At 59.7% G+C, this 24093-nt stretch carries 19 protein-coding genes; all 19 read right to left on the bottom strand.

What is annotated here, in order from left to right; all coding sequences use genetic code 11:
• Positions 1-11: 11 nt before the first annotated feature.
• The 19 genes from hisS to ACPV0M_RS03395 all read right to left on the bottom strand — a co-directional run bounded on the left by hisS (position 12) and on the right by ACPV0M_RS03395 (position 24085).
• Positions 12-1271 carry a histidine--tRNA ligase gene (gene hisS / locus ACPV0M_RS03485; RefSeq protein WP_425621586.1) on the bottom strand — a complete coding sequence of 420 codons (1260 nt, stop codon included), beginning with the start codon at positions 1269-1271 and terminating at the stop codon, positions 12-14.
• Between the two features lie 135 nt (positions 1272-1406).
• Complete coding sequence (locus ACPV0M_RS03480; protein ID WP_425621585.1) at positions 1407-2036, bottom strand: MBL fold metallo-hydrolase; 630 nt, start codon at positions 2034-2036, stop codon at positions 1407-1409.
• A 20-nt stretch (positions 2037-2056) separates the two neighbouring features.
• Complete coding sequence (dtd, locus tag ACPV0M_RS03475) at positions 2057-2506, bottom strand: D-aminoacyl-tRNA deacylase (RefSeq protein WP_425621584.1); 450 nt, start codon at positions 2504-2506, stop codon at positions 2057-2059.
• Positions 2507-2571: 65 nt separating this feature from the next.
• Positions 2572-4716, bottom strand: a complete 2145-nt coding sequence (locus ACPV0M_RS03470; RefSeq protein WP_425621583.1) for a RelA/SpoT family protein — start codon at positions 4714-4716, stop codon at positions 2572-2574.
• Between the two features lie 22 nt (positions 4717-4738).
• Positions 4739-7306: a single-stranded-DNA-specific exonuclease RecJ gene (gene recJ / locus ACPV0M_RS03465; protein WP_425621582.1), complete on the bottom strand. Its 2568-nt coding sequence runs from the start codon at positions 7304-7306 to the stop codon at positions 4739-4741.
• An 82-nt stretch (positions 7307-7388) separates the two neighbouring features.
• Positions 7389-7679: a transcriptional regulator gene (locus ACPV0M_RS03460; RefSeq protein ID WP_425621581.1), complete on the bottom strand. Its 291-nt coding sequence runs from the start codon at positions 7677-7679 to the stop codon at positions 7389-7391.
• A gap of 630 nt (positions 7680-8309) precedes the next feature.
• Entirely contained in the window at positions 8310-9791 is a 1482-nt protein-coding gene (gene spoIVA, locus ACPV0M_RS03455; protein WP_425621580.1) for a stage IV sporulation protein A, read from the bottom strand.
• 279 nt (positions 9792-10070) lie between these two features.
• Positions 10071-11126 carry a phosphotransacetylase family protein gene (locus tag ACPV0M_RS03450; protein ID WP_425621579.1) on the bottom strand — a complete coding sequence of 352 codons (1056 nt, stop codon included), beginning with the start codon at positions 11124-11126 and terminating at the stop codon, positions 10071-10073.
• A gap of 12 nt (positions 11127-11138) precedes the next feature.
• Positions 11139-13241 carry an acetate--CoA ligase alpha subunit gene (gene acs, locus ACPV0M_RS03445; protein WP_425621578.1) on the bottom strand — a complete coding sequence of 701 codons (2103 nt, stop codon included), beginning with the start codon at positions 13239-13241 and terminating at the stop codon, positions 11139-11141.
• 186 nt (positions 13242-13427) lie between these two features.
• Positions 13428-14057 (bottom strand): cell wall hydrolase, encoded by a 630-nt coding sequence (locus ACPV0M_RS03440; RefSeq protein WP_425621577.1) that lies wholly within the window; start codon positions 14055-14057, stop codon positions 13428-13430.
• A gap of 170 nt (positions 14058-14227) precedes the next feature.
• Entirely contained in the window at positions 14228-14956 is a 729-nt protein-coding gene (locus ACPV0M_RS03435) for an ATP-binding protein (RefSeq protein ID WP_425621576.1), read from the bottom strand.
• An 87-nt stretch (positions 14957-15043) separates the two neighbouring features.
• Positions 15044-15826 carry a DnaD domain-containing protein gene (locus ACPV0M_RS03430; protein ID WP_425621575.1) on the bottom strand — a complete coding sequence of 261 codons (783 nt, stop codon included), beginning with the start codon at positions 15824-15826 and terminating at the stop codon, positions 15044-15046.
• A 25-nt stretch (positions 15827-15851) separates the two neighbouring features.
• Entirely contained in the window at positions 15852-16715 is an 864-nt protein-coding gene (locus ACPV0M_RS03425) for a histidinol-phosphatase (RefSeq protein WP_425621574.1), read from the bottom strand.
• Positions 16716-16760: 45 nt separating this feature from the next.
• Entirely contained in the window at positions 16761-17957 is a 1197-nt protein-coding gene (locus tag ACPV0M_RS03420) for a phenylacetate--CoA ligase family protein (protein WP_425621573.1), read from the bottom strand.
• The gene (locus tag ACPV0M_RS03415) at positions 17958-18752 is read right to left on the bottom strand and encodes an ABC transporter ATP-binding protein (RefSeq protein WP_425621572.1); all 795 of its coding nucleotides are present in this window, start codon (positions 18750-18752) and stop codon (positions 17958-17960) included.
• A 161-nt stretch (positions 18753-18913) separates the two neighbouring features.
• Positions 18914-20113, bottom strand: a complete 1200-nt coding sequence (locus ACPV0M_RS03410) for an ABC transporter substrate-binding protein (RefSeq protein ID WP_425621571.1) — start codon at positions 20111-20113, stop codon at positions 18914-18916.
• Positions 20114-20227: 114 nt separating this feature from the next.
• On the bottom strand, positions 20228-21286 hold the full coding sequence (locus ACPV0M_RS03405; RefSeq protein ID WP_425621570.1) for a branched-chain amino acid ABC transporter permease: 1059 nt from the start codon (positions 21284-21286) through the stop codon (positions 20228-20230).
• Positions 21287-21290: 4 nt separating this feature from the next.
• Complete coding sequence (locus tag ACPV0M_RS03400) at positions 21291-22175, bottom strand: branched-chain amino acid ABC transporter permease (RefSeq protein ID WP_425621569.1); 885 nt, start codon at positions 22173-22175, stop codon at positions 21291-21293.
• A complete protein-coding gene (locus ACPV0M_RS03395; RefSeq protein ID WP_425621568.1) occupies positions 22172-24085 on the bottom strand; it encodes a long-chain fatty acid--CoA ligase in 1914 nt (637 codons plus the stop codon). The genes ACPV0M_RS03400 and ACPV0M_RS03395 overlap by 4 nt, the downstream gene beginning before the upstream one ends.
• Between the last annotated feature and the right edge of the window lie 8 nt (positions 24086-24093).

Raw genomic sequence — 24093 nt, 5'->3', positions numbered from 1 at the left:
ACCCCCGTATTTTACTTTAACAATGCTTTTAAAACCTCGGCGAGATCGTCAAGGGGCACCTCTTCCTGCTGCCCCGTGTCCATCCTTCTGACCGTCACCGCACCCCGGGCCAGCTCCTCGTCTCCGACAATGACCACAACCCGGGCCTTGAGTTTTCCGGCGTATTTCATCTGGGCTTTGAGGCTGCGCCCGGTAAGGTCGGCGTCAGAAACGATGCCGAGCCTCCTAAGCCGGAAGAGAATTTGCATGGCGGTTTCCTTGGTTTCCCCCGCCGTGGCCACAAAGACCTCCAGGCGCGACGCCGCCCCGGCCTCCGGGCGCTGTTCTTTAAGGAGCAGCAGGGTACGCTCCAGGCCGAGCGCGAACCCTACACCGGGCGTCGGCGGGCCCCCGCAGACCTCGACCAGACCGTCGTAACGGCCTCCCCCGCCCACCGCGCTCTGGGCCCCGACACCGGAGGCGAGGATTTCAAAGGCCGTCCTCGTGTAGTAGTCCAGGCCGCGGACCAGCCTTGGGTTAATGATGTACGGTAGCCCAGCGACATCAAGATAACGGAGTACACCCTCGAAATGCCGCCGGCATTCGTCGCAGCCGTTGTCCAGCGGCGTGGGAGCGTCGCCGACCAGGTCCGCGCAGGCCGTCTCCTTGCAGTCGAGGACGCGCAGAGGATTCCTTTCCGCCCGCGACCGGCAGGCCGGGCACAGGAGACCCTTCCGAGGCGTTAAATACTCCTTCAGGCTTTGCCTGATGGCATGGCGGCACTCCGGGCACCCAACGGTATTAATGTGCAGTTCAAGACCGCTGATGCCCAGGATCCGGTAAAACTCCATGGCCAGGGCGATCACCTCGGCGTCGGCCTCCGGTTCCTTGGCCCCGAAGACCTCGACCCCAAACTGGTGGAACTGCCGGAACCGTCCGGCCTGCGGGCGGTCGTACCTGAACATCGCGCCGATATAATAGAGTTTGATCGGCTGGGGTTCGGCGTAGAGCTTGTTTTCTAGGTAGGCCCGCGCGGCCGGGGCCGTTCCCTCAGGTCTCAAGGTCAGGCTGCGTTGCCCCTTGTCTTCAAAGGTGTACATCTCTTTCTCCACGATGTCGGTGACCTCGCCGACGCCGCGCAGGAACAGTTCGGTGTGCTCGAAAACGGGGGTCCTGATCTCGCGGTAATGCCAAGCCGTGCAAAGGGCCTGGACGGTTCGCTCCACGAACTGCCACCGCTCGGCTTCGCCCGGAAGGATGTCATTGGTGCCCCGCGGTCTTACCGTTAACATGCGGCTCTCCCTTATGCACTAAAATGACGGCTCCCGCACCCCAGGGGAAAGAGGACGGGAGCCTTCTTTCGAGATTCTACGCGAATATCTCGCCCGATGTCAAGATTATCCGCCAGCGCGCGTTCCCAGGTTCGCTTACCATTCGGTGGTCAGGTACGGGTTGCTCCGGCGCTCCCTGCCTACGGAACTGGCCTCCCCGTGCCCCGGATAAACCAGAACGCCGTCATCGAGCGCCAGAAGCTTCTCCTTGATACTCCGGATGAGAGTCGGAAAGTCCCCGCCGGGAAGGTCGGGCCGCCCCACCGCCCCGGCGAAAAGAGTGTCGCCGGTGTAAAGATCGTTCCCGTCGAGGACGCATATCCCTCCCGGGGTGTGCCCCGGTGTGTGAATGACGCGCAGTTTGATCTTCCCCAGCGGTATCTCGTCGCCGTCGAGGAGAAGAAGGTCGCCCGCCGGAAACCGCGCCGGCCCGCCGAAAAACTGCGCAAGGTTGCGCCCGGGATCGGCCAGCGCCCCGTTGTCGTCCCGATGGACGGCCAGCTTGGCGCCGGTACGCTCCTGGAGCTCGGGCAGACCCGCGATGTGGTCGTAATGCACATGCGTCAGGACGATCCACTTGATCTTCAGCGCCTTGTCCCGCGCCGCGCCCAGGATCCTGTCAACATCCCCGCCGGGATCGACCACCGCGGCATCCCTCGACTCGGGGCATCCAACAATATAACAATTGGCATCCAACATTCCGACGGTCAGCATCGCAAACTGCACTCTTTACACCCCTTGCCCGGCTAAAACTCCCTCCTGCTGTCCAGCAGCAAAGTCACCGGGCCATCGTTTATGATTTCCACCCGCATATGCTCCCTAAACTGCCCCCGCGCGGTACGGACGCCCAGTTCCTCGCAGCGCGAGGCGAATGCCTCGTACAGCTTTACGGCCTTCCCCGGCTCGGCCGCCGCGGTGAAACTCGGCCGCCGGCCTTTGCGGCAGTCCCCGTAAAGGGTGAACTGGGAAACGACCAGGATCTCTCCCCCAGTCTCAATAACCGAGCGGTTGAGCTTCCCCTGCCCGTCCTCGAAAATCCTGAGCCCGACGATTTTATCGGCCAGGAAAAGGGCGTCGTCCACCTGGTCTTCCCGCCCCACGCCCAGCAAAATCACCATGCCCGGACCGATGGCGGCGACGGTCTTTCCGCCGACCTGCACCGAACCCTTCTCCACCCTTTGAACGACTGCCCGCACTCATCCAACCTCCACTGCCGGTGACCCACCACCCACTACCGACTACTGACTACCGACTACCAATTTCAGCATCCCGAGCAGATCCGGCGTATGTCATACACGTCCTTCACCCGGGCCAGTTTGCCGAAGATGAAGGACAGCTGGTCCAGGCCGTTGATGGCGATGATCAGGTCGATGCTGGCTTCGCCGTCCCGGCCCGTCCTGGCCGCCACCCAGCTCGCGCTGATCTTCATTTCCGTAAGCACGGCCATCACATCGCCCAGGAGCCCCGCGCGGTCCAGCCCCTGAATCTCCAAGCGGACCTGGAACGGCTCGTCGAAGTCGTCGTCCCACTTGACCTCGACCAGCCTTTCCCGCTCCTTCTCCTGCCAGATGACGATGTTCCGGCAGTCGGCCCTGTGGACCGACACGCCGCGGCCGCGCGTGATGTACCCGGCGATGGGGTCGCCCGGAACGGGGTTGCAGCAATGCGCCAGCCGGACGAGCATGTTCCCGGCGTCTTTCACGAGAACGCCGTGCGTGCTTTTCGTCCACCGCTTGGCGTCGCGCTTGTATTTCTTAACAACAGGCCCCGTCTTTGTGAGGTCCTTCAAACGCTGCACGAGCGTCGCGGCCGACACCACGCCCAAAGCCACGCCGGCGTAAGCGTCGCCGATGGTCTGAAAGCCGTAGCGCTTTCCGACCTCGACCACCTTTTCCGACTTGACGACCTCCACGTCCAGGCCCTGCTTTTTGGCTTCCCGCTCGAGGGCCTCACGCCCGCGCATCTCGTTCTCTTCGCGCTGTTCCTTCTTGAACCAGTTGCGGATCTTCGTCTTGGCCGCCGACGTCTTGACGATGTTCAGCCAGTCCCGGCTCGGGCTGGGATGCTTGGCGGTCAGGATCTCGACGATGTCGCCGTTCTTCAACTTGTACTCCAGCGGGACAAGCCTGCCGTTGACCTTTGCCCCGATGCACCGGTTGCCGACGTCGGTGTGAATGCGGTAGGCGAAATCCAGGGGTATCGATCCGGCGGGCAGTTCGATGACGTCGCCTTTCGGCGTAAAGACGAAGACCGAATCGGCAAAGATGTCGATTTTCAGGCCTTCCATGAACTCGCGGGCGTCGCGCAGCTCGTGCTGCCAGTCCAGGAGCTGCCTCAGCCAGGCCAGCCGCTCGTCAAAATCCTTGTCGCTCCTGCCGCCGGCCTTGTAGCGCCAGTGTGCGGCAATGCCGTACTCCGCCGTACGGTGCATATCCCAGGTCCTGATCTGAATCTCCACCAGGTCGCCCCTGGGACCGACCACCGTGGTATGCAGGGACTGGTACATGTTGGACTTGGGCATGGCGATAAAGTCCTTGAAACGCCCGGGAATGGGCTTGAAAAGCGTGTGCACGACGCCCAGCGTCGCGTAGCAGTCCCGGACCGACTGGGTAATGATGCGGACGCCGATAACGTCGTAGATCTCGTCCAACCCTTTTTCCTGGTTCACCATTTTCATGTAAATGCTGTACAGGTGTTTGGGGCGGCCGTTGATATCGGCCTTGATCCCCACGGCCTCCAGCTTCTCGGAAAGGACCTGGATGGCCTCGTTGATGACGTTCTCCCGAGCCTCCCCCGTTTTGGCCATCTCGCCCGCCAGGCTGAAGTAGGACTCCGGCTCCAGGTAGCGAAAGGCCAGGTCCTCAAGTTCCATCTTGATACGGTAAATCCCTAGGCGGTGCGCGAGGGGAGCGAAAATCTCCAGCGTCTCATGCGCGATTTCGCGCTGTTTCTGAACGCTGTGATACTCCAGGGTCCTCAGGTTGTGGAGGCGGTCCGCAAGTTTGATGAGGATGACGCGGATATCTTTGGCCATAGCCAGGAACATCTTGCGCAGGTTCTCAGCCTGGTGCTCTTCCTTGGAACGGTACTCCAGCCTGCTGAGCTTCGTCACCCCGTCGACCAGCAGGGCGATTTCTTCGCCGAACCGGTCTTTGATGACGGCCAGTTCGGTGGGTGAATCCTCGACGACATCGTGCAGGATCGCGCCGACAATCGTTTCCTGGTCCAGTTCCAGGTCGGCCAGGATCTGCGCTACGGACAGCGGGTGGCTGATATAAGGCTCCCCGGAACGCCGTTTTTGCTCCTGGTGGGCCTTCTCCGCAAAGGCGTAAGCCCGCCGCAGCAGTTCCTCGTCGACACGGCTGTTGTAGCTCCTGATTGTTTTTAAGAGCATGTCAAACGCCATCTTTGGTTACCACCCACGGAGATTATATCACACCGAAAAATGTCCTGAGATCGTCAGCGGGCTGGAGCGCGAAGTACTTTTGACAGGCCAGCGAGTCTCTCTTTACCCTATGCGCGAGCCGGAAGGTCGGTGAACAGCCGAGACCGCGCCTCACCGCAACGGCCCCCAGGTCGACTTCCAGTCGGCCGCCGTCGTCCTCGATCCACGACAGCACGCCGAGCTCGGCTAAAACGGTCAGGCCGATACGTACGGTCCAGGGAGCCACAGGAGCCTCCACCAGTCTCTGCACGCTCCCGGCCAGCCGCTCCACGGTTAACCGGCGGCCTTGGCCCTTCCTGAGGACCGTGTACACGCAGCCTATGACTCTGCGGTTGGGGGCGATGGTCTTTAAGGTCAAACGGTTGCGTTCCTGGTCGACAGCGGCGTGCAGGAGGTACAGTTCCTTCCCCGCGCCCGCGGCGGTCAGCCAGTCGCTCCAGGTCAGGAGCAGGTCGTAAACGATCACTCTCTCCGTCCGGGCCTCTTCAGGCAGATCGAGCGGCTGCGCGACCAGCACCGGAATCTCGCCGGCCAGCCACCGCTTCACTATCTGTTCCCTGTCCGGATCAGGCAGATGCGGATGCAAAAAGGCGGCCTTGCCGTCGTTCAGGCCCAAGCCCAGTGCCAGCCTGGGAGCGGTATCCCGCGTCGAGACGGCGATGAAGGCGGGGGTTTTTTCATGAACCAGTTTTCTGAGATGCGCCATCCGGTCGGGCATGTCACGCAGGTCAAAGATTCGCGACGGGCTGCCGGCCCTGATCCCCTCGTCTTTCGCCAGCCAGTAATCGCTGTCGATGTTCGGGAGAATGACATCCCGGAGGGCGAGCGCCTTCCGGTAAAGCGACCCCGCTGTTACGCGGCGGGGGAAGGCGTCCCCCTCGCGCCAGTCGATGACGCGCAGTTCGAGGCTCCTGTGCCCGTTCCACTCGTTGATCTCGGGCCGGAAGGCCAGATCCAGCGCCGGGCAGGACGCGATATCGCCCATCTCTTTGCCGAACCCGAAGGCAATCGCTTCAAATCTCCTGGCGCCCTGGGCCACCGTAAGTTTCAAGTGCTGCTGGTCCTTGCCGACCAGCCGGGCGCGTTCCACACGCAGGTTCCGCGCGCAGAATACCGGCTGGGGGTTGCCGTTGCCCCAAGGAGACAGGCGTTCAATTTCCTGCACCAGTTCCTCGGTGAGGTCATCAAAAACAATCTGGGCGTCGATCTCCAGTATGGGTCCTTCGGCGGGTGCCATAGCGGCCGCGTGCTCCTGTATGGCCCTGACAAATTCTCCGATCGCCGCGGCGGGCAACACAAACCCCGCCGCGTTCCGGTGCCCGCCGAACTCCGTCAGGTAAGACTGGCATTGCTCAAGGGCGTGGAACATGTTGAACCGGTAAGGGCTGCGGGCCGAGCCACGCGCCGCCTCGCCCTCGACGGCCATCAAGACCACCGGTATGTTCAGCTTGTCCGCCAGCCGTGAAGCAACCACGCTGGTAACTCCCGGATGCCACCCTTCCCCGGCGAATACGGCCACCGGCGGGACCGAGCTCCACTCGCTGACGGCAGCCATCACCTCGCTGCTGACCCTGTCTTCGAGGTCCTTCCTCACTGCGTTCAAGGACAACAGTTCGTCCGCGATCCGGCCGGCGTCGGACGGGTCATCGGCCAGCAGCAGTTCCACCCCTAGGGCCGCGCTGTCCAGCCGGCCGGCAGCGTTCAGCTTCGGGGCTATGCCGCAGGCCACGTCGCGGACGGTCATAGCGGCGGGGAGCCTGGCCGCCGAGGCCAGGGCGGCGAGGCCGACGTTCTTCCTGATAAAGGGCAGGCCCAGCCTGACGATAATCCTGTTCTCCCCAACCAACGGAACAACATCGGCTATCGTCCCCAAACAGGCGAGCCCCAGGAGTTCTTCTTCTATTTCGTTTATTTTGTTACGGCGGTCGCCGAGCAGGGCTGTGGCCACCTTTAGAGCGACCCCCGCTCCGGCAAGGTCTTTAAAAGGGTAGCAGCAGTCGGGCCTCTTGGGATTGACGGTCAGCGTGGCGGGCAAGTCACCTTTGGGCTGGTGGTGGTCGGTTATAATGATACGCAGCCCCATCTCCCCTGCTGCGATGACTTCTTTGACCGCGGTTACGCCGCAGTCAACGGTAACCACCAGATTGACACCCTGCTCTCTGGCCTGGGCCAGGGCCTGCAGGTGCACGCCGTAACCGTCGGCGCGCGTGGGCAAATAGAAAACGGCGCGGCCGCCCAGATGCCGAATGGCCTTAACCAGTACAGCCGTAGCCGTCATCCCGTCGACGTCGTAGTCTCCGTAAACCAGGACGGTTTCTCCTGACGCAATAGCTTCACGGATTGCGGCGACACAGGCGTCAAGATCGCGCATCGCGCCGGAGGGCGGCAGGTCGGAGAGGGTACCGTCCAAAAAGCTCCGTACTTCTTCAGGCGAGCCGACGCCCCGGTTAATCAGAAGCCGCGCCAGCAGGGGCGATAACGCGCATTCCCGGATCAGCAGTCGCTCCAGTTCCGGCTCCCCCGATTTAATATGCCACTGATATGCAGGCATGTCCTCTCCCGGCAAATTCTTCTTTTATCACATTATAGTTGGGACATACCGGCAAAACAACAGTGACAGGCCGGGCGGCCTGTCACTGGAGGGTGACTTCTTCCGATTTGAGCTCGATGAATTCTTCACCCAGCTTAGTTAGACTGCAAATCTTGCTCTTGCCCTCGGCGGTAACGTCCACCAGCCCCAGAGCGTAAAGCTGCATCACGATGTGATCGAGCACGGCCCTCTTAACCCTGGAGGTCAGCGACAATTCCTCTTTATTCATTCTGCCCTGTTCCCCCAGAGCCCTCAGGACGCGCGTCGCTTCCTTGGGCAGACGGTTGTCCACCTGCAGGAAGTACTCGGTGAGTGTTGCCGGACTGCTGATCATACCTTTTCAAACCCCCTTTTGCCGATATTTACTCCTAGTATGCTCATTAACGGCACCGTTAATAACTAAATAGTTACTCATAGGGTTGGTAAATTTAAACAAACCTCGTCAAATCAGCATCGGCCGGATGCTCTTTGCCAGGATATTCCCTCATATATCCTTGAATTCAAGCCATACTATGACCAAGGGTTCGTAATGGCCGAGTCAAGATTACTACCGGGTCAAAATGGCTCGGTAGTAATCGGCCAAAGGTTCATACCGGGTCGCAACGGCTCGGTATGGGCCGGAGGGAAGAGCAATAAGTTTTCCGGCAGGCTTGTGTACAGTCCGAAGGATTGTATACAGGTCACAAGGGAGACTTATTGTTCGAACTAAGACCAAGATGGCTGCCGGAACACCTATGCAGGTTTGGGTTACAGGCAGTCGAGAGATTGCCTGTAGCTCACAAGGTAGTTATCTTGGTCGAGCAAAGGTTATCACGGAAGTCGTAATGGTCTGCAGTGGTCGAAAGATCACTGCAGGCTGCGCAGAGATCCGTGATAGCCGGAGCGCAGGTCATTGCGGGCTCCTAACATAGAAACCCATCTCTTCGGAGATGGGTTTCTGGTTTGATTCTTTTTGCAAAGTGCTTTAGATAATAATGCAGATCAGGCCGCCGCTGCCGTCGTTGACAATGCGCTGCAGGGTCTCCTGCAACTTGACCTGCGCGTTTTCCGGCATGCGCTGGAGCTTGTTCTGGATGCCCTCCCTGACCAGGTCGTGGAGGGACTTGCCGAAAATCTCGGAATCCCAAATTTTCTTGGGATTTTCTTCAAATTCGTTCAGGATGAAGCGGACCAAGTCCTCGCATTGCTTTTCCGTTCCGATAATGGGCGTGATCTCGGTCGTGATGTTGGCCCTGATGATGTGCAGCGAAGGAGCGCTGGCCTTGAGACGCACCCCGAAGCGGCTTCCCTGCTTGATCAGCTCGGGGTCCTCCAGGTTCATCTCGTTAAGGTGCGGAGTAACCATGCCGTAACCGGTTTCCTTGACATCCTGCAAGGCCTGCGCCACTTTGTCGTATTCCCGTTTCGCCACGGCCAGCTGGAGCATCAGGCGAAAGACGTCGTGGTCCCCGGACACCGCGAAGCCGGTCTGTTCGCTGATCACGTCGTAGAAAAGCTTGCTCTTGGCCCGGATCTCGATCTCCGCCGACCCGACGCCGAGGTCCATCTCCGTGACGCGCACTTCTTCCACGAAATCGTATTCGCTCAGCTTGGCGGTCACCCGGCTGATGTCGCGGATACGCTGCACGCCCCGGACGGTATCCCGGACCGCCTGCTCGAACCGGTCGCGAAGCCAGTGCTTGGCGTCCAGCTCGCGGACCCACGCCGGAATCTTGATCTCGACCTTGGAAACCGGAAATTCGTAGAGGAGTTCTTCCATAATGGCGAGGACATCGTCCTGGCTTAGCTCGGCGACGTTCATGGGAAGCACGGGCACGGCGTACTTGTCGGTCAGTTCGTCAACCAGCGCCTCGGTTTCGGTCGCGCGAGGCTTGATGGTGTTGAGGACGACGATGAAGGGTTTCTTCATGTCCTTCATCTCCTCGATGACCCTTTCCTCAGCCTCGACGTAGTTTTGCCGCGGGATGTCGGTGATGGTTCCGTCAGTGGTCATCACGATGCCGATCGTGGAGTGCTCGGTGATCACCTTCCGCGTGCCGATCTCCGCCGCTTCCTGGAAGGGAATCGGTTCCTCGAACCACGGCGTGTTGACCATCCGCGGCACGCCGTCTTCCTCTTCGTACCCCAGCGCGCCCTCGACCCGGTAGCCGACGTTGTCGACCATCCGCACCCTCAGCTTTAAATTCTGGCCGATAACGATCTCGACGGCCTCACTCGGCACAAACTTGGGTTCCGTCGTCATAATCGTCCGGCCGGACCCGCTCTGCGGCAGTTCATCCCGCGCCCGGTCCTTGTCATAGACGTTCTTGATGTTGGGGACAACGAACAGCTCCATAAAGCGTTTAATAAAGGTAGATTTCCCGGTGCGCACGCCGCCGACAACGCCGATATAGATGTCACCACCGGTTCTTTCGGCCATGTCCCGAAAGATATCAAGCCTATCCATGAGAAGCTTTTCCCCCCTTTAATTTAGAGAAATCGTGCGCCCAAAAACCAAAGCATAAACCTTTCTACTCACCACCCCCGGGATGATCCCTATGGGATGAAGTTTTTTCCAAAGCATGACAGTAACACTATATATATATGAGAGGGGGCAAGCAATATAACCACTTGTACAAAACAAAAACATCCCACCGTATACGAGATGGGATGCTTGGTTCCGGGACAGCCCGTCCGCAAAGCTTTGGCAACTGTCAACTGACAGTTGCCACGGCGGGCACCTTTTTTAACCCGCCAGCGCTTCGAGAATCAGTTTCCAGTTGCAGAACTGTTCGATGTTTTCGACGGCCAGCCTGATGGCCTTCTCGTCGCCGGGGCGGATCCGCCGGGCCACCTCCGAGATTTTCTCGATGGTGGTATAGGTGTCGTAGTATACGAGAATGACAGGCACGCCTTTTTCGGCGGCCTTGGTGATCACGCTGATGCTGGGGTAAAGCCCTCCGGTCAGGATCAGCACCGAGGTGCTCGTCTCCAGCGCCGACAGCGCGTAGTCCGCCCTGTCCCCGCCGATGATCACCGCTTTATTCAAGGAGCGGCGTAGCGCGTCCAGGGCGCTTTCGATGGTCATGGCCCCGATCAGGACGTCTTCCACCAGCAGGTTCAGGTTTTGCTGGCCGGTTAAGATCTCGCCGCCCAGCACCTCGTAAAACTCGGCGACCGTGGGGGCGTGGATTTCGGGGCGCCTGGGGACGGCACCGAGGTAACGGAACCCCGACGCCTTCAGGATGTTCGCGTAGACGCCCTCGGCCTTGGCCAGCAGCGGGCGCTGGACCTTATTGAAGACGCAGCCGGCCACGCCGACGCCGTTGGCCGCAGCGTAGCGCATCAGGAAGAGGGCCTCGTCAAAGTCGTAGTCGTGCTGCACGTTGCTCGTGCAGAGCACTTCCGCCCCGATTTCCCCTGCAAGGCTGATCGAATCCAGCCCGTAGCTCGCCGCCGCCCACGGCAGGCTGGCCCCGTCGATGATCACCGGGTCGTAAACCGACACCAGCATCTTATAGGCTTCCAGGATCCTTTTCCGGATGGCTTCGGCGTCGTCCCTGGCGAGCAGGTAAAAGTTGCTGAGCGTCTGGGGAACGACGACCTCGATCCCCTCTTTCAGGCCCAGGACCTGCTCCATCAGCACTCCGTCCGCGTCGCTCTTCGCCCCCGCGCTCTGCACGTAGCCGATGGGCTTAAAGTAACCCGCGTATTTCCCTTCCTTGCGAAACTTCAGCGCCAGGCCCAGAGCGAGGGCCGTCTTGCCGCTCCCGGGCGGTCCGACGAGAAACAGGCTTTTCACCTTCCACGCACCTCACGAAATTGTTATTTTGACATCAAGGGCAGTCGCTCCCTTGGAATAGGCGAAGACCGGGTTGATATCCATCTCGGTGATCGCCGGGAAATCGGTAACCAGCCTTGCCACCCTGGCCACGATCTCGGCCAGGGCGCCGATGTCGGCGGGTTCCTCCCCGCGATACCCCCGCAGCAGTGTAAAAGCCTTGGTCTCGGCAATCATTTTCTCAATCTCGTGCCTGTCCAGCCCGTAAACCAGCCGGAAAGCAACGTCCTTCAGCAGGTTAACGTAAATCCCCCCGAGCCCAAAGCCGATCATGGGCCCGAAGGTGATGTCCCGCGTCATCCCGATAATTATTTCGCGGCCTTTCGGCGCCATCTGCTGTACCTCGATGCCGTGCACGACGACGTTGGGCAGCGCCCGCTGCACGTTCGTCATGATTTCCCAGAAGCCGTCGGTTACCTCCTCGGCGTTCTTTAAGCCGATGCGGACGCCGCCGATATCGGTCTTGTGGATTATTTTCGGCGATGCCACTTTGAGCACGACGGGGTACCCGATCTCCTCCGCGGCCCGGACGGCGTCCTCAGCCCGCGTGACCAGCTTCGTAGCCGCGGCGGGGACCCCGTAAGCCCGGACGACCTCGGCGGCCTCGCTGCCCAGCAAAACGACGCGGTTGTCGGCCCTGACCGCTGTAAAAACATCCCGTACCCGTTGCGGATTCACCCCTTCAAAAACCGGGGGGCCCAAGGCCTTCGGCGCGGACCGGATCTCGGCGTAACGCGCCAGGCCTTTTACGGCCCCAATGGCCACCTCCGGAAACGTATAGCAGGGAATACCGCTGTTCGACAAAAGCCTGCAGCCTTCTTCCAGGGATTCCCCGCCCATGTAGACGGCGAAAAGGGGCTTATCGGGATTGGCCTGCCGGACGTCGAGGATGGCCTTCGCCGTCTCTACCGGTTCGGCCGTGGCCGTGGGACAAACCAGTACGACGGTGCTCCCGGCGTACCTGTCCTCGACGACCTTCTCCAGCGCGAAGCGGTACCGGTCCGCCCGCGCGTCCCCCAGCACGTCGACAGGGTTGTAGATATTGGCCTCCCTGGGCAGTTCGGCCCGCAAGGCCTCCAGTGTTTTCTTGCTGAAGCGGGCCATCTCCAGTCCCGCCTGCTCAACGCGGTCGGTGGCCACGATACCCGGCCCGCCGGCGTTGGTCACGATGGCCACCTTTTTGCTTTTGGGTATGGGCTGGGTCGCGAACGCGGTGGCCAAATCGAACAGCTCGCTCATGCTCCGGGCACGGATGACGCCCGCCTGGCGAAAAGCCGTATCGTAAGCGAGATCCGAGCCGGCCAGCGCGCCGGTATGGGACGACGCGGCCCGGGCACCCGCCTGGCTGGCCCCGGACTTCAGGATGACGATGGGTTTCTTCCTGCTGACGCGACTGCAGACGTCCAGGAACTCCCGGCCGCCGGCAACGTCCTCGATGTAGCACAAGATCACCCTGGTGTTGGGATCGTCCGCCGCCATGGCGATGAATTCGGTTTCCGTCAAGTCGCCCTTGTTGCCCAGGCTGATAAACTGTGAAAACCCAAGGCCCGTCGCCAGGCTCCAGTCCAGGATGGCCACCAGCATAGCCCCGCTCTGCGAGATGAAAGCGATGCTTCCCTTCCTGGGAAACCCGGCGGCGAAGGAGGCGTTCAGGGGGGTGTGGGTATCCATGACGCCCACGCAGTTCGGACCGACAATGCGCATCCCGTAACGCCGGGCGATGCTCACTATTTCCTTCTCTCTTTCCAGGCCCTCGTGGCCGACTTCCTTAAAGCCGGCGCTGATGACGATGAGGTGCTTGACTTCCGCTTGCCCGCAAGCTTCGACCACGGGCAATACGCGTTCGGCCGGAAGAGAGATGACGGCTAGGTCCACCGTTTCAGGAACGTCGCCGATCGCAGGGTACGCCCGGTAACCCTCTATCTCGGTTTCCTTAGGATTGATCGGAAAAATGCTCCCCTGGTAGCCGCTCCCGATGATGTTGCGGAAGATGATGTTGCCGATTTTTTCTCTGGCTTTGGACGCACCGATAACGGCTACGGACCGGGGCTTAAAGAGGGCCGACAGATCAGCCAATCGCGTCACCTCTTGTATATTCTAGCAAGCGAAAAAGAAGGGAACCGTGCCAAGACGAGCAGCCTCCATCAACTAGCCTGCTCTTACCGCAATTCTTTTATAGCATTTCGCCGTTAGCTTCCGTTCCCCTTTTTTTGGCAAAAAAATAAGGCGCCTCGGTTGAGGCGCCTCAGTATTCGGTTCTTCTTACGTCTTCGTGGCGAAGACGTGGTTGCCGATCCTGGTCAGCACCGGCAGGGTCCTGATCCACTTGTCGCTCGCGGTGTCGGGGTTGTAGAAGAACAGCGCCCCGTTCGTGGGATCTTCGCCCTTCAAAGCCGCGATGGCCGCCTGTATGGACTCCTCGTCGGGGGTCAGATTGATGGACCCGTCAGCAACCGGCGAAAACTGGTAAACGTCATCGGTCTTCTCAAAAATGACGTCCGCAAGGCTCTTGGGGAAGAACGGGCTGTTGATGCGGTTGAGGATCACCGCGCCAACGGCGACCTTCCCGCTGAAGGATTCCCCTCTGGCTTCGGCATGGATAGCCCGCGCCAGCAGCATCACGTCTTCTTGCGAAAAACGGATACGATACCCCTCGTCCGTCCCGCCCACCGGCACCTTGAGGACCTGCCCCGGATAGATCAGGTCGCCCTCGATACCATTCACAACCTGCAGCAAGGCGACAGAGGTGTTGAATTGCCTGCTTATTTCGTAAAGCGTATCGCCCTCGCGAATGGTATAGTAAGTGTGTTCGGCGCCGGTTGCCGAAGCCGTTGACTGCCAGCAAAACGCCAATACAGCCGCAAAAAGCACGGCAATAACGAAGCGCCTCATATTGCCCTCCTTTCCAGGAAGATATTTTCATCATCCTAGAGACTTCTTATACTGGGATATTATCCCAAAAGGCTGAATTTTATTCGTTAGCTGAATAAAAAACGGAGCCGCTTTTAAAGCGCTCCGTTGATGGGCCGGTATCATATGCCTGCCTCAAGAAACCCGGTACCTTAATCCCCCAATGCGTCTCTTTTCTTTCGGATGCGGATGTCCATCTCGCGCATGAGCCTGTAGATGCGGCACATCTCGAACAGCCGTGACGCTGTGCGCCATCCAAGGTGCTGCGCGAATCCCTCCAGATCCAGGTTGGTGGTGACGATGACGGGCAACTCATAGTTCAGGCGGTGGTTCAGTAAAGAATATATTTTCTGGCGCGCCCACTCCGTGTACATGTGCGCGCCGAGGTCATCCAGTATAAGCAACGGCACGTTTTTGGCGCATTCGATAAGGTCCCGCTCAGTGACCTCGTCCCTTCCGTCGTACGTGGCGCGAATTTGATCCAAAAAGTCCGGGACGACGAGAAATAAAACCTCTCCGCCCCGTTCGAGGACAGCGTTGGCGATACAACTGGCCAGAAAGGTTTTGCCCGCTCCGACGTCGCCGCAAAACATAAGTCCTTCGCGGCTTTCTCCGACGAGATAGGCCTCTACAAACTCCTTGGCGTGCCGAACAGCGTCAGCCGCATGGTCAAAAGCCGAGCGTCCCCTGTCGTCCCTTATTATTTTGGAATAATAGCGCAGGCTGAACCGGTCGAAGGTATGTCCGCGCAACCTGGGGGGCAGGTTTGCTTTCTCAACCCGGCGGCGAAGGTTTCTCTCCCGAACGCAGTCACAGGGCTTGGCCTCTTTCCCGTCGAAAATGATGCCCCGGTCCTCACATATCTTGCACTCCGGCGTCACGATCAGGCCTCCGCACAGCAAGTCCTTCTGAAAACAGGCTCGCCGGGGGTACAGCCCGGCGAAACCAATCGCTGTTTATGATCCGTCTCAGAAGTAAAGGCTTTTCAGAACGGCCAATTCCTTAGATCTCGGTTCGGTACGGGCCGCCGTGGCTTTCTTCTGCTTGCGCTTCTGGAAGCCGTCCTCATACCGTGCCACCTCTTCAACGGTCCTGAGGTTGTTCTTGCCCCATTCCAGCAAAATACGGTCGATATACTTGAAGTTGTGTTTGCCCATGAGCACGGCCCGGCGCAACGCCTCGCGGATGATGTCGGCGTTGAACTGCCCCAACCAGTGTTCGATCTGCTCAGCCTCTATCGGCGAAAGCGGCCGGCCGAACTCCTCCGCGAACTCGCCGCAAAGGCGTCCGAAGTCCCTGTCTTCCCCCGCCCCGTTCGACTCAAGCACCGCTTTCAGCTCTTCAAGCTCCCGGACCTTCTTCCGGGCCCAGAGTTCGGAAAGCTTCTCATACAACGGTTCAAGGTCAAAACCCAGGACAACGGGTTTGTGCTCGGTAAGGTAGTACTCGGTAACCCCGAGCATGCCCTTCTCGGAAAGGCTGGCCAAATCGCGCTCGACCTGCTCTTTGCCTCCGGCCATCAGCTGCCCCAGTTCTTCCGCTGAAGGGGTGTAATTCTTTTCTTCGCTGTGGAGGCGGATAATGTGCACCAGGAGCATCATTTCGGTGTCGGTGAGCCCCATCCGCTTGTAATAGCGCAGCAACATGCTGGGTACACAGGTCATTCCCTGGAGCAGCAGGTCGGTAGAGAATGCGGAAGTAATGTTTCCTTCACGATATTTGCGGATAGGCCTGGTATTCTGCCCAGACATTCCCTCGCCTCCCTTGCCGTCTATTCTACGACTCGGGGGAAGGTTTGTCCAACACCCTGACCTGCCGTCCCTTGAAAGTAGCTATCGAAATCTTCCAAGCACCTGTTAAATCTTTCGCTCTGTCTATCCCGAATCCGAGATCGTCCAGTTTGTGCGCGTCCGACCCCAGGGTACAGTAAGCAACTCCCTGCTCGCGGGCTGATGCCAGCAGGTCCAGGCTCGGGTGGCAGTGCTCCTCGCCGGCCCGCCAGGGCGAGGTGTTGATTTCAACGGCCATTCTCCGGCGCGCCGCCTCCCGGAACAGTTCTTCCGCCCATTCCCTGTGCATGAGGTCCACCAGGCCGCCGTAATACCTACGGCCGTGCCTTTTATAGATGTCGACGTGGGCTACGGCATCGAAGAAGCCCGTGCGCACCGCCTCCACCAAACGCTGAAAGTAGGCTGCCGCCGCCGCCTGCGGCGAATGGCGGGAGAAAAACTTTCCCGCCTCCTCGCTCGAGGAAATGGCAACGTGCTCCAGACAGTGGACCGCGCCCAGGACGAAGTCAAAGGGATAGGTCTGGATCAGCCGGTTGATGATCTCCTCCAGGCCGTAGTCGTAACCGATTTCAACCCCGGCCAGCACGGTGAGCCGGCTTCCATACCGGCGCCGGGCGTCCTCGATCTGGCGAAAGTAAGCGTCAAGCCACGACCAGTCGTCCATGGGGTGCCTTAAACCGCCCAGCCGCACGTACCAGTCCACGCGTCGCCTTAGGGGGTCAGCCTCGAAATGCGGCGTAAAACAAATTTCAGCCAGGCCGATGGATACCGCCTGGCGACAGTAATCGTCTATGCTGTTTGGACAGGCGTCAATGGAAAAGTCAGGGTGGACGTGGTAATCAATGTGCACATCCCGTCACCCCTTCAGTCATACACGCATCTATGGCCCTATGTATTATTTCCAGGACCTTTCGTCGACGATCAGCTTATCACTGCCGCTCAGGGTCCCGGGACGGACCGTTTCAACCTCCACGGTCAGGCGCAGCAGTTCCTTCGCCAGCGCCCGGGCCCGGTCCTTCAAGTCCGGGACCCTCGCCGCGTCAGGCGTTTCGATTTGCAGCGTCAGGCGGTCCCGGAAGTCGGTCTGGGTGACAACCGCCCGGCACGGTCCGACGTTCCGGAGGCGCGCCTGCAATTCGGCGACCTGGTGCGGGTATATGAAAAGACCCCGCACCTTGACCCCGTCCGACGTCCGGCCGTAAATGCCAAGCAGCCTTTTGCCCGCCCGGCCGCAGGGACAGCTCCCGGCGGCGGCGATCCCGAGGTCGCCGGTACCAAAGCGCACCAGGGGATAAACAGGGTCGAGGATGGTGACCACGACCTCGCCCGCCTCTCCATCGGGTACCGGCTGTCCGATCTCCGGGTCGACAATTTCCAGAACGGCCCTGGAGGCGACGTGAAAACCTTTGCGCATTTCGCACTCGTAAGCGACACAGCCCGTGTCGGCCGTGCCGTAGCCCTGGAAGACGGCGATCCCGTAACGCTCGGCGAGAAGCGCCCGCAAATTCTCGGAGAGTTTTTCGGCGGCGACCCAGGCCTTTTGCAGCTTGAGGTCCCCGGGGCACGTCAGCCCCAGTTCGTCGGCTTTTTTCAGCAGCACGTAGAGGAAACTCGGCACCCCGATGTAGCCGGTGACCCCCAGGTCGCGCATGACCTGGAGCTGCAGCTCGCTGTTACCCACGCCGGCGGGAACGACGACGCAGCCCCGGGCGCGCAAAGCCCCGTCGAACATCATCCCGGCAGGGGTCAGGTGGTAAGAAAAGGTGTTCTGTACGACATCCCCCGGCCCGAACCCGGCCGCGGCCAAAGCCTCCTGCCATCCCCAGTAATCCTCTCCCGGTCCCTGGGGGTCGTATATCGGGCCGGGCGAAACGAAAACGCGCTGCAGCGTCTTAACAGGCACGGTCAGGAAGCCGCCGAACGGGACGTCCTCCTTTTGCCGCGCGGCTAGCTCGCTCTTGCGGGTTACGGGGAGCTTGACGAGGTCCTCCGGGGTGCGCACCTCGGCAGGCCCCGCTCCCGCCTCCGCAAACTTCGCCCGCAAGGCCGGGGAACCTTTGAAAGCCGCATCGATGAAGCCGGCAAAGTCCATTTACGAAAGCCACCTCTTCCGCCGTTTATAGTGCTTGACGTCGCGGTAACTCTTCTTTTTTCCGACCTCGGACAGCCCGAGGTAGAACTCCTGCACGTCCTCGTTGTCGATCAGGCGGTCGACCTCCCCCTCGAGCACAATCCGCCCGTTCTCCATGATGTAGCCGTAGTCCGCTATCGACAGCGCCACTCTGGCGTTCTGCTCCACCACGAGGATCGTCGTTCCTTCGACCTCGTTGATCTGCTTGATGATCCGGAAGATTTCCTGCACCAGAAGCGGAGCCAGCCCCAGCGAGGGCTCGTCAAGGAGCATGAGTTTCGGTTTGCCCATCAGGGCCCTGCCGATGGCGAGCATCTGCTGCTCCCCGCCCGAAAGGTACCCCGCCGTGCGCTGCCGGAGGTCCTTCAACCGGGGGAAATAGCCGTAGACCTTTTCGATGTCGGCCCTCACGCGTCCCCTGTCGCGCCGGGTATAAGCTCCCGCGATAAGGTTCTCCTCCACGGTGAGGTGCTCGAAGACGTGCCTGCCCTCCATCACCTGGAAGATGCCCCGGCGGACAATGGCCTCGGCGTCCAGACCGCTGATCGGCTCGCCGAGGAACTCGATGGTCCCGTCGGTGACCTCGCCATTCTCGGATTTGAGAAGGCCAGACACCGCTTTCAGCGTCGAAGTCTTGCCCGCGCCGTTGCTCCCCAGAAGGGCCACGATCCTGCCTTCGGGCACGGTCAGGGACATCCCCTTGAGCACGAGAATGACGTGATCATATACAACCTCCACGTTGTTCAGCACCAGCACTCCGAGACCACCTCCAAAAAGACCGGTGATCGCCCGGCAAACATGCCAAAGCCTTCAAACCTCTCACACAAGGATTCAATATCAAGCCATACGTATCCTGCAAAATACGTTTGTGGCGGGGCAGTCCGCCCCGCCACCGTTCACAGTCCCTTTCTGTACCCTTACTTATAGCCGATCCAGTCGGTAAGATAGACGAATTTGCCGCCCTCCACCTTGGCGAGCCGCACCTGTTCGGAGCCCCTGTGGCTGTCGGCCTTGAAAGTTACCGGAGCGGAAAGGCCCTGCGTATCGAAAGCAGCGAGGGTTTCGAGAGCAGCCTTCAGGGATTCGCCGGTCGGGTTGTCCCCGGCCCTCTTCACGCCTTCAAGCATAATCTTGGCCGATACCCAGCCCTGCACGAACTTCTGGTTGATGTCCTCCATCTTCTTGCCCTGGCCCTCAAGGTAGTCCTTGATTTCAGCCAATCCAGCGGCATCGTCGTACGGGAAGGCAAAGGGGATCACGCCCACGTAACCTTCAGCCGCATCTCCGGCCAGCTTGATGACCTTCTCGTCGGCAGCCCAGTTTAACCCGATGAACTGCGTCTTAACTCCCAGCTTCTTGGCGTCCTTGAGGGTCGTGGCCGCCAGGTTGGACGTTCCCTGGATGATCGCAAAGTCAGCGCCCTTGTTCTTCAGGTCCAGCATCTGGCTCGTAGCGTCGAGAGCCTTAAGGTCGATGATCTCATCGCCTACAACCTTGAACCCGATTTCCTGCGCATACTTCTTGGCGTCCTCGATGGGGGAGCGTCCGAAAGCGGTGTCGTTGAATATGAAAGCCACTTTGGGCGCCTCGCTGCCCTTCCAGTTGTCCTTGGCCCACTTCAAGGCGATTCTGGCCTGATCAGAGTAACTCGCAGCAATCAGGAAGTTATAGGGGCACTTGCTGATGTCTGTCAGGCTTTCGGAATACGACCCCGAAACGTACGGGACCTTGTCGCGGGCGATAAACTCCTTCAGGGCGTCGGTGTCGCCCGTTCCCCAGCCCAGGATGCCGATAACCTGGTTCTGCTTGACCAGCTTGTCGTAGGCTTCCTTAGCGCGCGGAATCTGGTAGGCATAATCGATACAGTTGTAATCGATTTTGGGGCCCAATCCCTTAGCGTTGTAATAGTCGATGTAGGCCTTGACACCGTCGGCGTAAGGGGCTCCGACGTCACCCGTGGGACCGGTCAGGTCGATAATCCCGCCAAGCTTCACCGTCTTAGTGGCTTCGCCCTTAGGCTCTTTGCCCCCGTCTCCCCCGCAGCCCGCGAGGAGTGTCACAACCAGCAGGGCAATCAACGCCGCCGCCGCAACAAACAATATACGTTTACGCACCAAAAGCACACCTCCACAGCTTTTTTTTGTCTCTGAATGAACGGGTTGTGTCAAACTCCGTAAGGAAGGCCATCCCCTCCCTTCAACCAAACGGCGTGAGAAATTACCTTCACGGGGTTAGTACGAAAACGGCCACAGCTTGAAGTAGTCCTTGATGTTTTTCCACAGTTTGGCAAGTCCCTCGGGCTCGAAGATCAGAAAAAGGATGATGATCAAGCCGAAAAGCGCTTCCTGGAGCGCAAGGAGGGCGTTGCCGATGTTGGGGAATAAAGGCATTACGCCATCACGCAGGACAATCGGCAAAAGAGTCATGAAGCAGGCCCCGTAGATCGATCCCATAATGCTTCCCAAACCGCCGATAATGATCATCGCCAGGTACAGGATGGAGATGGAGATGGTGAACTGCTCCGGGCTGATCGTCTGCATGTAGCAGGCCCACAGGGCGCCGGAGATCCCGGCGTAAAAAGAACTCAAGGCAAAGGCCTTTACCTTGTACTCAAAAAGGTTGATCCCCATGGCCGCCGCGGCCAGGTCGCGGTCCCTTATCGCCATAAAGGCCCGGCCGACTTTGGTCCTGAAGATGTTTGTCGCGAAAACGACGGCAGCTACGGAAAGGAGCAGGATCAGGTAGTAAAAAGACACGTCGCTGTCCAGCGGGTGGCCGAACAGGCTGGGCCGCTTGAGGACGATCCCGTCGGTGCCGTTGGTCAGCGAGGTCCAGTGGACGATGACAAACTCAATGATGACCTGGGCCGCCAGAGTGGCGATGGCCAGGTAGAGCCCCTTGAGGCGCAGCGAAGGAATGCCGAAAACCGCCCCGACGAGCGCGGCCAGAATCCCCGCCGCGGGAAGGGCGACCCAGAAAGAAAGGCCCAGTTTCACCGTCAATATTCCCGCCGTGTAAGCACCGACACCCATAAAAGCGCCCTGGCCGATAGAAATCTGCCCGGTAAATCCGGTAAGGATGTTCAGACCCACAGCGCCGATGACGGCGATGCCAACCAGGTTAGCCACGCCGACGTAATACGGGCTGACCAGTAACGGAAGCGCCGCCAAAGCGGCAAGAATGGCCAGCACCTTGAGCTTGGCTGCCGGCGCGAAGAGAACGGCCATGTCGTCGTAATAACTGGTGGTAAAGACACCGCAGTCCATGACAAACGGGTTTCTCGGACGCATATGGCTACACCCTTTCGATGATCTGCTTGCCGAACAAACCGTAAGGCCTGATCATCAAAACGATAACCAGTACGACAAACGGGACGACTTCTTTGACCCCGCCGCCGAAAACGGGGTCAAGGTAGCCGCCGGCCAGGCTTTCGATAAGCCCGATGGCAAAGCCGCCGATGATGGCGCCGGGGATGCTGTCCAGCCCGCCGAGGATGGCGACCGGAAGGACCTTCAATCCGATATGGGACAGCGACGGGTTGACGCCGTTGATGTTCCCCAGCAGGATACCTCCGATGCCCGCCACCACGGCGGCGATGGCCCACGTGATGGCAAAAACGCGCTTGACGCTGATCCCCATCGAAAGGGCCGCCGGCTGGTCGTCGGCAACGGCGCGCATCACGATCCCCGTGCTGGAATACTTGAAGAAGGCACCGAAGATGCCCAACAGGACAACCGCCAGCACAAGGGAACACAGGTAAACCTGGGGTACGACGACGTCCCCGAGCTGCACGGGCTCGGCCGGAAAGAGGGGCGGAAAGACCCGCGTGTCGGTTCCCCAGATGACCTGGATGATGCCGTGCATTAGGGCGGACAGCCCGATTGTGGCCATAATCACCGAAATGATCGGTTCACCGATAAAAGGCCGCAGGACCAGCCGCTCCACGATGACACCGACGAGGATGCACACCAGGAGGGTCAGGATAATCGCCGGCAGGAGCGGCACGTGGTAGACAGCCACCAGGGACAGGGCCACGTACGCCCCGATGAGCAGAAACTCCCCCTGGGCGAAGTTGATCACGTCACTGGATTTATAGATTAAAACAAAGCCAAGCGCGACGAGGGCATAAACGCTCCCGACCACAAGACCGCTGACAATCAACTGCAGGAAGTCGGTCATTTGTTCTTCACCCCCATTGCTTCCGGCTCCCCTACGGTGAGGGTCGTCCTGATCACCGCCTGGCGTCCGTCACGGTACTTAACCTCGGTCTCCACTTCGATCTCTTCTTGGCTGCTGTAGAGGGCATCGACCAGGCTTCTGTATTTTTCGGCGATGAACCCTCGGCGCACCTTGCGGGTTCTTGTCAGTTCCTCGTCGTCCGCATCCAGTTCCTTGTGCAGGATGACGAAGCGCCTGATCCTGACGGCAGCGGGCAGGTCATTGTTGACGGCCCGGACGTTTTCGTTGATCAGTTGAAGAACCTCGGGCTTGGTGGCCAGGTCGACGTAAGTGGTGTAGGCGATCTGCTTCCGTTCCGCCCATTTGCCCACGTTGGCCATGTCGATATTGATCATCGCCACGACATAGGGCCGGTCGCGGCCGATAACGACGGCTTCCTTGACGAACGGGCTGAACTTGAGCTTGTTTTCGATGAACTGGGGAGAAAAGATCGTCCCGTCCGCCAGCTTCATGACGTCCTTGATGCGGTCGATGACCACGAGGTGCCCGTCCTCGTCGAGGTAACCGGCATCACCGGAGTGCAACCAGCCGTCCTTGAGAGCGCCGGCCGTCGCCTCCTCGTTCTTGTAATAACCCACGAAGACGCTCGGGCTCCGCGAAAGGATCTCTCCGTCCTCGCCGATTCTGATCTCGGTCTCGGGAAGGGGAACACCGACCGTGTGGAACTTAATCCCGTCATCCCGGTGCAGGACCGAGATTCCGGCGATTTCAGTCTGGCCGTAGATCTGTTTGAGGTTGACACCCAGGGCGTGGTAGAAGCGAAATACGTCGGGACCGAGCGCGGCGCCGCCGGTATAAGCCCGTTTCAACCGGACGAGGCCGAGGTGGTCCCGGATGGCGCTGAAAAGGACCAAATCGGCCAGGAAATACGAGAGCCTGAGGGCGACCGACGGTTTCTTCCTGTTGAAACGGCAGTCGGCCATCCGGTACCCGACCGGCATCAGCCTGTGGTAAACAAAACGCTTGAACCAGCTGGCATCATCGATTTTGACCTGCACCCGGGAGACCATGTCCTCCCAGATCCGCGGCGGGGAAAAAACCACGTGGGGGCCGATTTCTTTCAGGTTCTGCTGAACTGTTTCCGGCTCTTCGGGGAAGTTCACGGTCATCCCGACCCACAGGGCCAGAGCTAAAGACATCATCTGCTCCCCGACCCAGGCCAGCGGCAGAAAAGAAAGGAATTCATCACTGGCGTCCAGGGGGTCGACCTCGGCCAGGTTCTTGGCCATGCCGAGGAGGTTGGCGTGCGTCAGCATCGCGCCTTTCGCCTGCCCCGTGGTGCCCGATGTATAGGCGATTACGGCGACATCCTGCCCCCGGCCTTTTTCAACCTCCCGCTCGAAATAGCCGTCGTGCGACCGGCCGAATTCCCGCCCCAATTCCTGAACGGCGGTAAAGGAAAGGAGCAGTTCGTCCTGGTAATTCCTCAGGCCCTTCGGATCGTAGTAGACGACCCGCTCAACCTTAGGCATCGAGTCCCTGATCTCGAGCATTTTGTCGACCTGTTCCTGGTCCTCCACCACGATCAGCCTGGCGTCGGAATGATCGATAACGTAGGCGATTTCATTAGGCAGACTGTCCTGGTAAACCCCCACGCCCACCCCGCCCAGGGACTGGGCGGCCAGCTCGGCGTATATCCACTCCGGCCGGTTGTCGCCGATAACGGCCAGCTTGTCGCCGCGCCCGAAACCCAGGGCGGCCAGGCCGAGAGCGAAGAGGCGTACTTCTTCAAGGTATCCTTCCCAGCTTACGCTCTGCCAGATACCGAAGTCCTTCTCCCGCAGGGCGGTCTTTTTGCCATATTGTCTGGCATTTTGCAGCAGAAGTTTAGGGATGGTGTCCCGATCCATAGCAAACA

Origin of the sequence: Desulfosceptrum tomskiensis, assembly GCF_049818055.1 — a bacterium.
Taxonomy (GTDB): Bacteria; Bacillota; Desulfotomaculia; order Desulfotomaculales; family JASEER01; genus JBFLVT01.
This window is presented reverse-complemented; position numbering and strand designations above follow the sequence as displayed.

Excerpts from the sequence above, each read along its gene's own strand:
- hisS (WP_425621586.1), bottom strand. The coding sequence starts at position 1,271 with ATGTTAACGGTAAGACCGCGGGGCACCAATGACATCCTTCCGGGCGAA.
- ACPV0M_RS03470 (WP_425621583.1), bottom strand. The coding sequence starts at position 4,716 with ATGGCGTTTGACATGCTCTTAAAAACAATCAGGAGCTACAACAGCCGT.
- recJ (WP_425621582.1), bottom strand. The coding sequence starts at position 7,306 with ATGCCTGCATATCAGTGGCATATTAAATCGGGGGAGCCGGAACTGGAG.
- ACPV0M_RS03460 (WP_425621581.1), bottom strand. The coding sequence starts at position 7,679 with ATGATCAGCAGTCCGGCAACACTCACCGAGTACTTCCTGCAGGTGGAC.
- spoIVA (WP_425621580.1), bottom strand. The coding sequence starts at position 9,791 with ATGGATAGGCTTGATATCTTTCGGGACATGGCCGAAAGAACCGGTGGT.
- ACPV0M_RS03440 (WP_425621577.1), bottom strand. The coding sequence starts at position 14,057 with ATGAGGCGCTTCGTTATTGCCGTGCTTTTTGCGGCTGTATTGGCGTTT.
- ACPV0M_RS03430 (WP_425621575.1), bottom strand. The coding sequence starts at position 15,826 with ATGTCTGGGCAGAATACCAGGCCTATCCGCAAATATCGTGAAGGAAAC.
- ACPV0M_RS03420 (WP_425621573.1), bottom strand. The coding sequence starts at position 17,957 with ATGGACTTTGCCGGCTTCATCGATGCGGCTTTCAAAGGTTCCCCGGCC.
- ACPV0M_RS03405 (WP_425621570.1), bottom strand. The coding sequence starts at position 21,286 with ATGCGTCCGAGAAACCCGTTTGTCATGGACTGCGGTGTCTTTACCACC.
- ACPV0M_RS03400 (WP_425621569.1), bottom strand. The coding sequence starts at position 22,175 with ATGACCGACTTCCTGCAGTTGATTGTCAGCGGTCTTGTGGTCGGGAGC.
- ACPV0M_RS03395 (WP_425621568.1), bottom strand. The coding sequence starts at position 24,085 with ATGGATCGGGACACCATCCCTAAACTTCTGCTGCAAAATGCCAGACAA.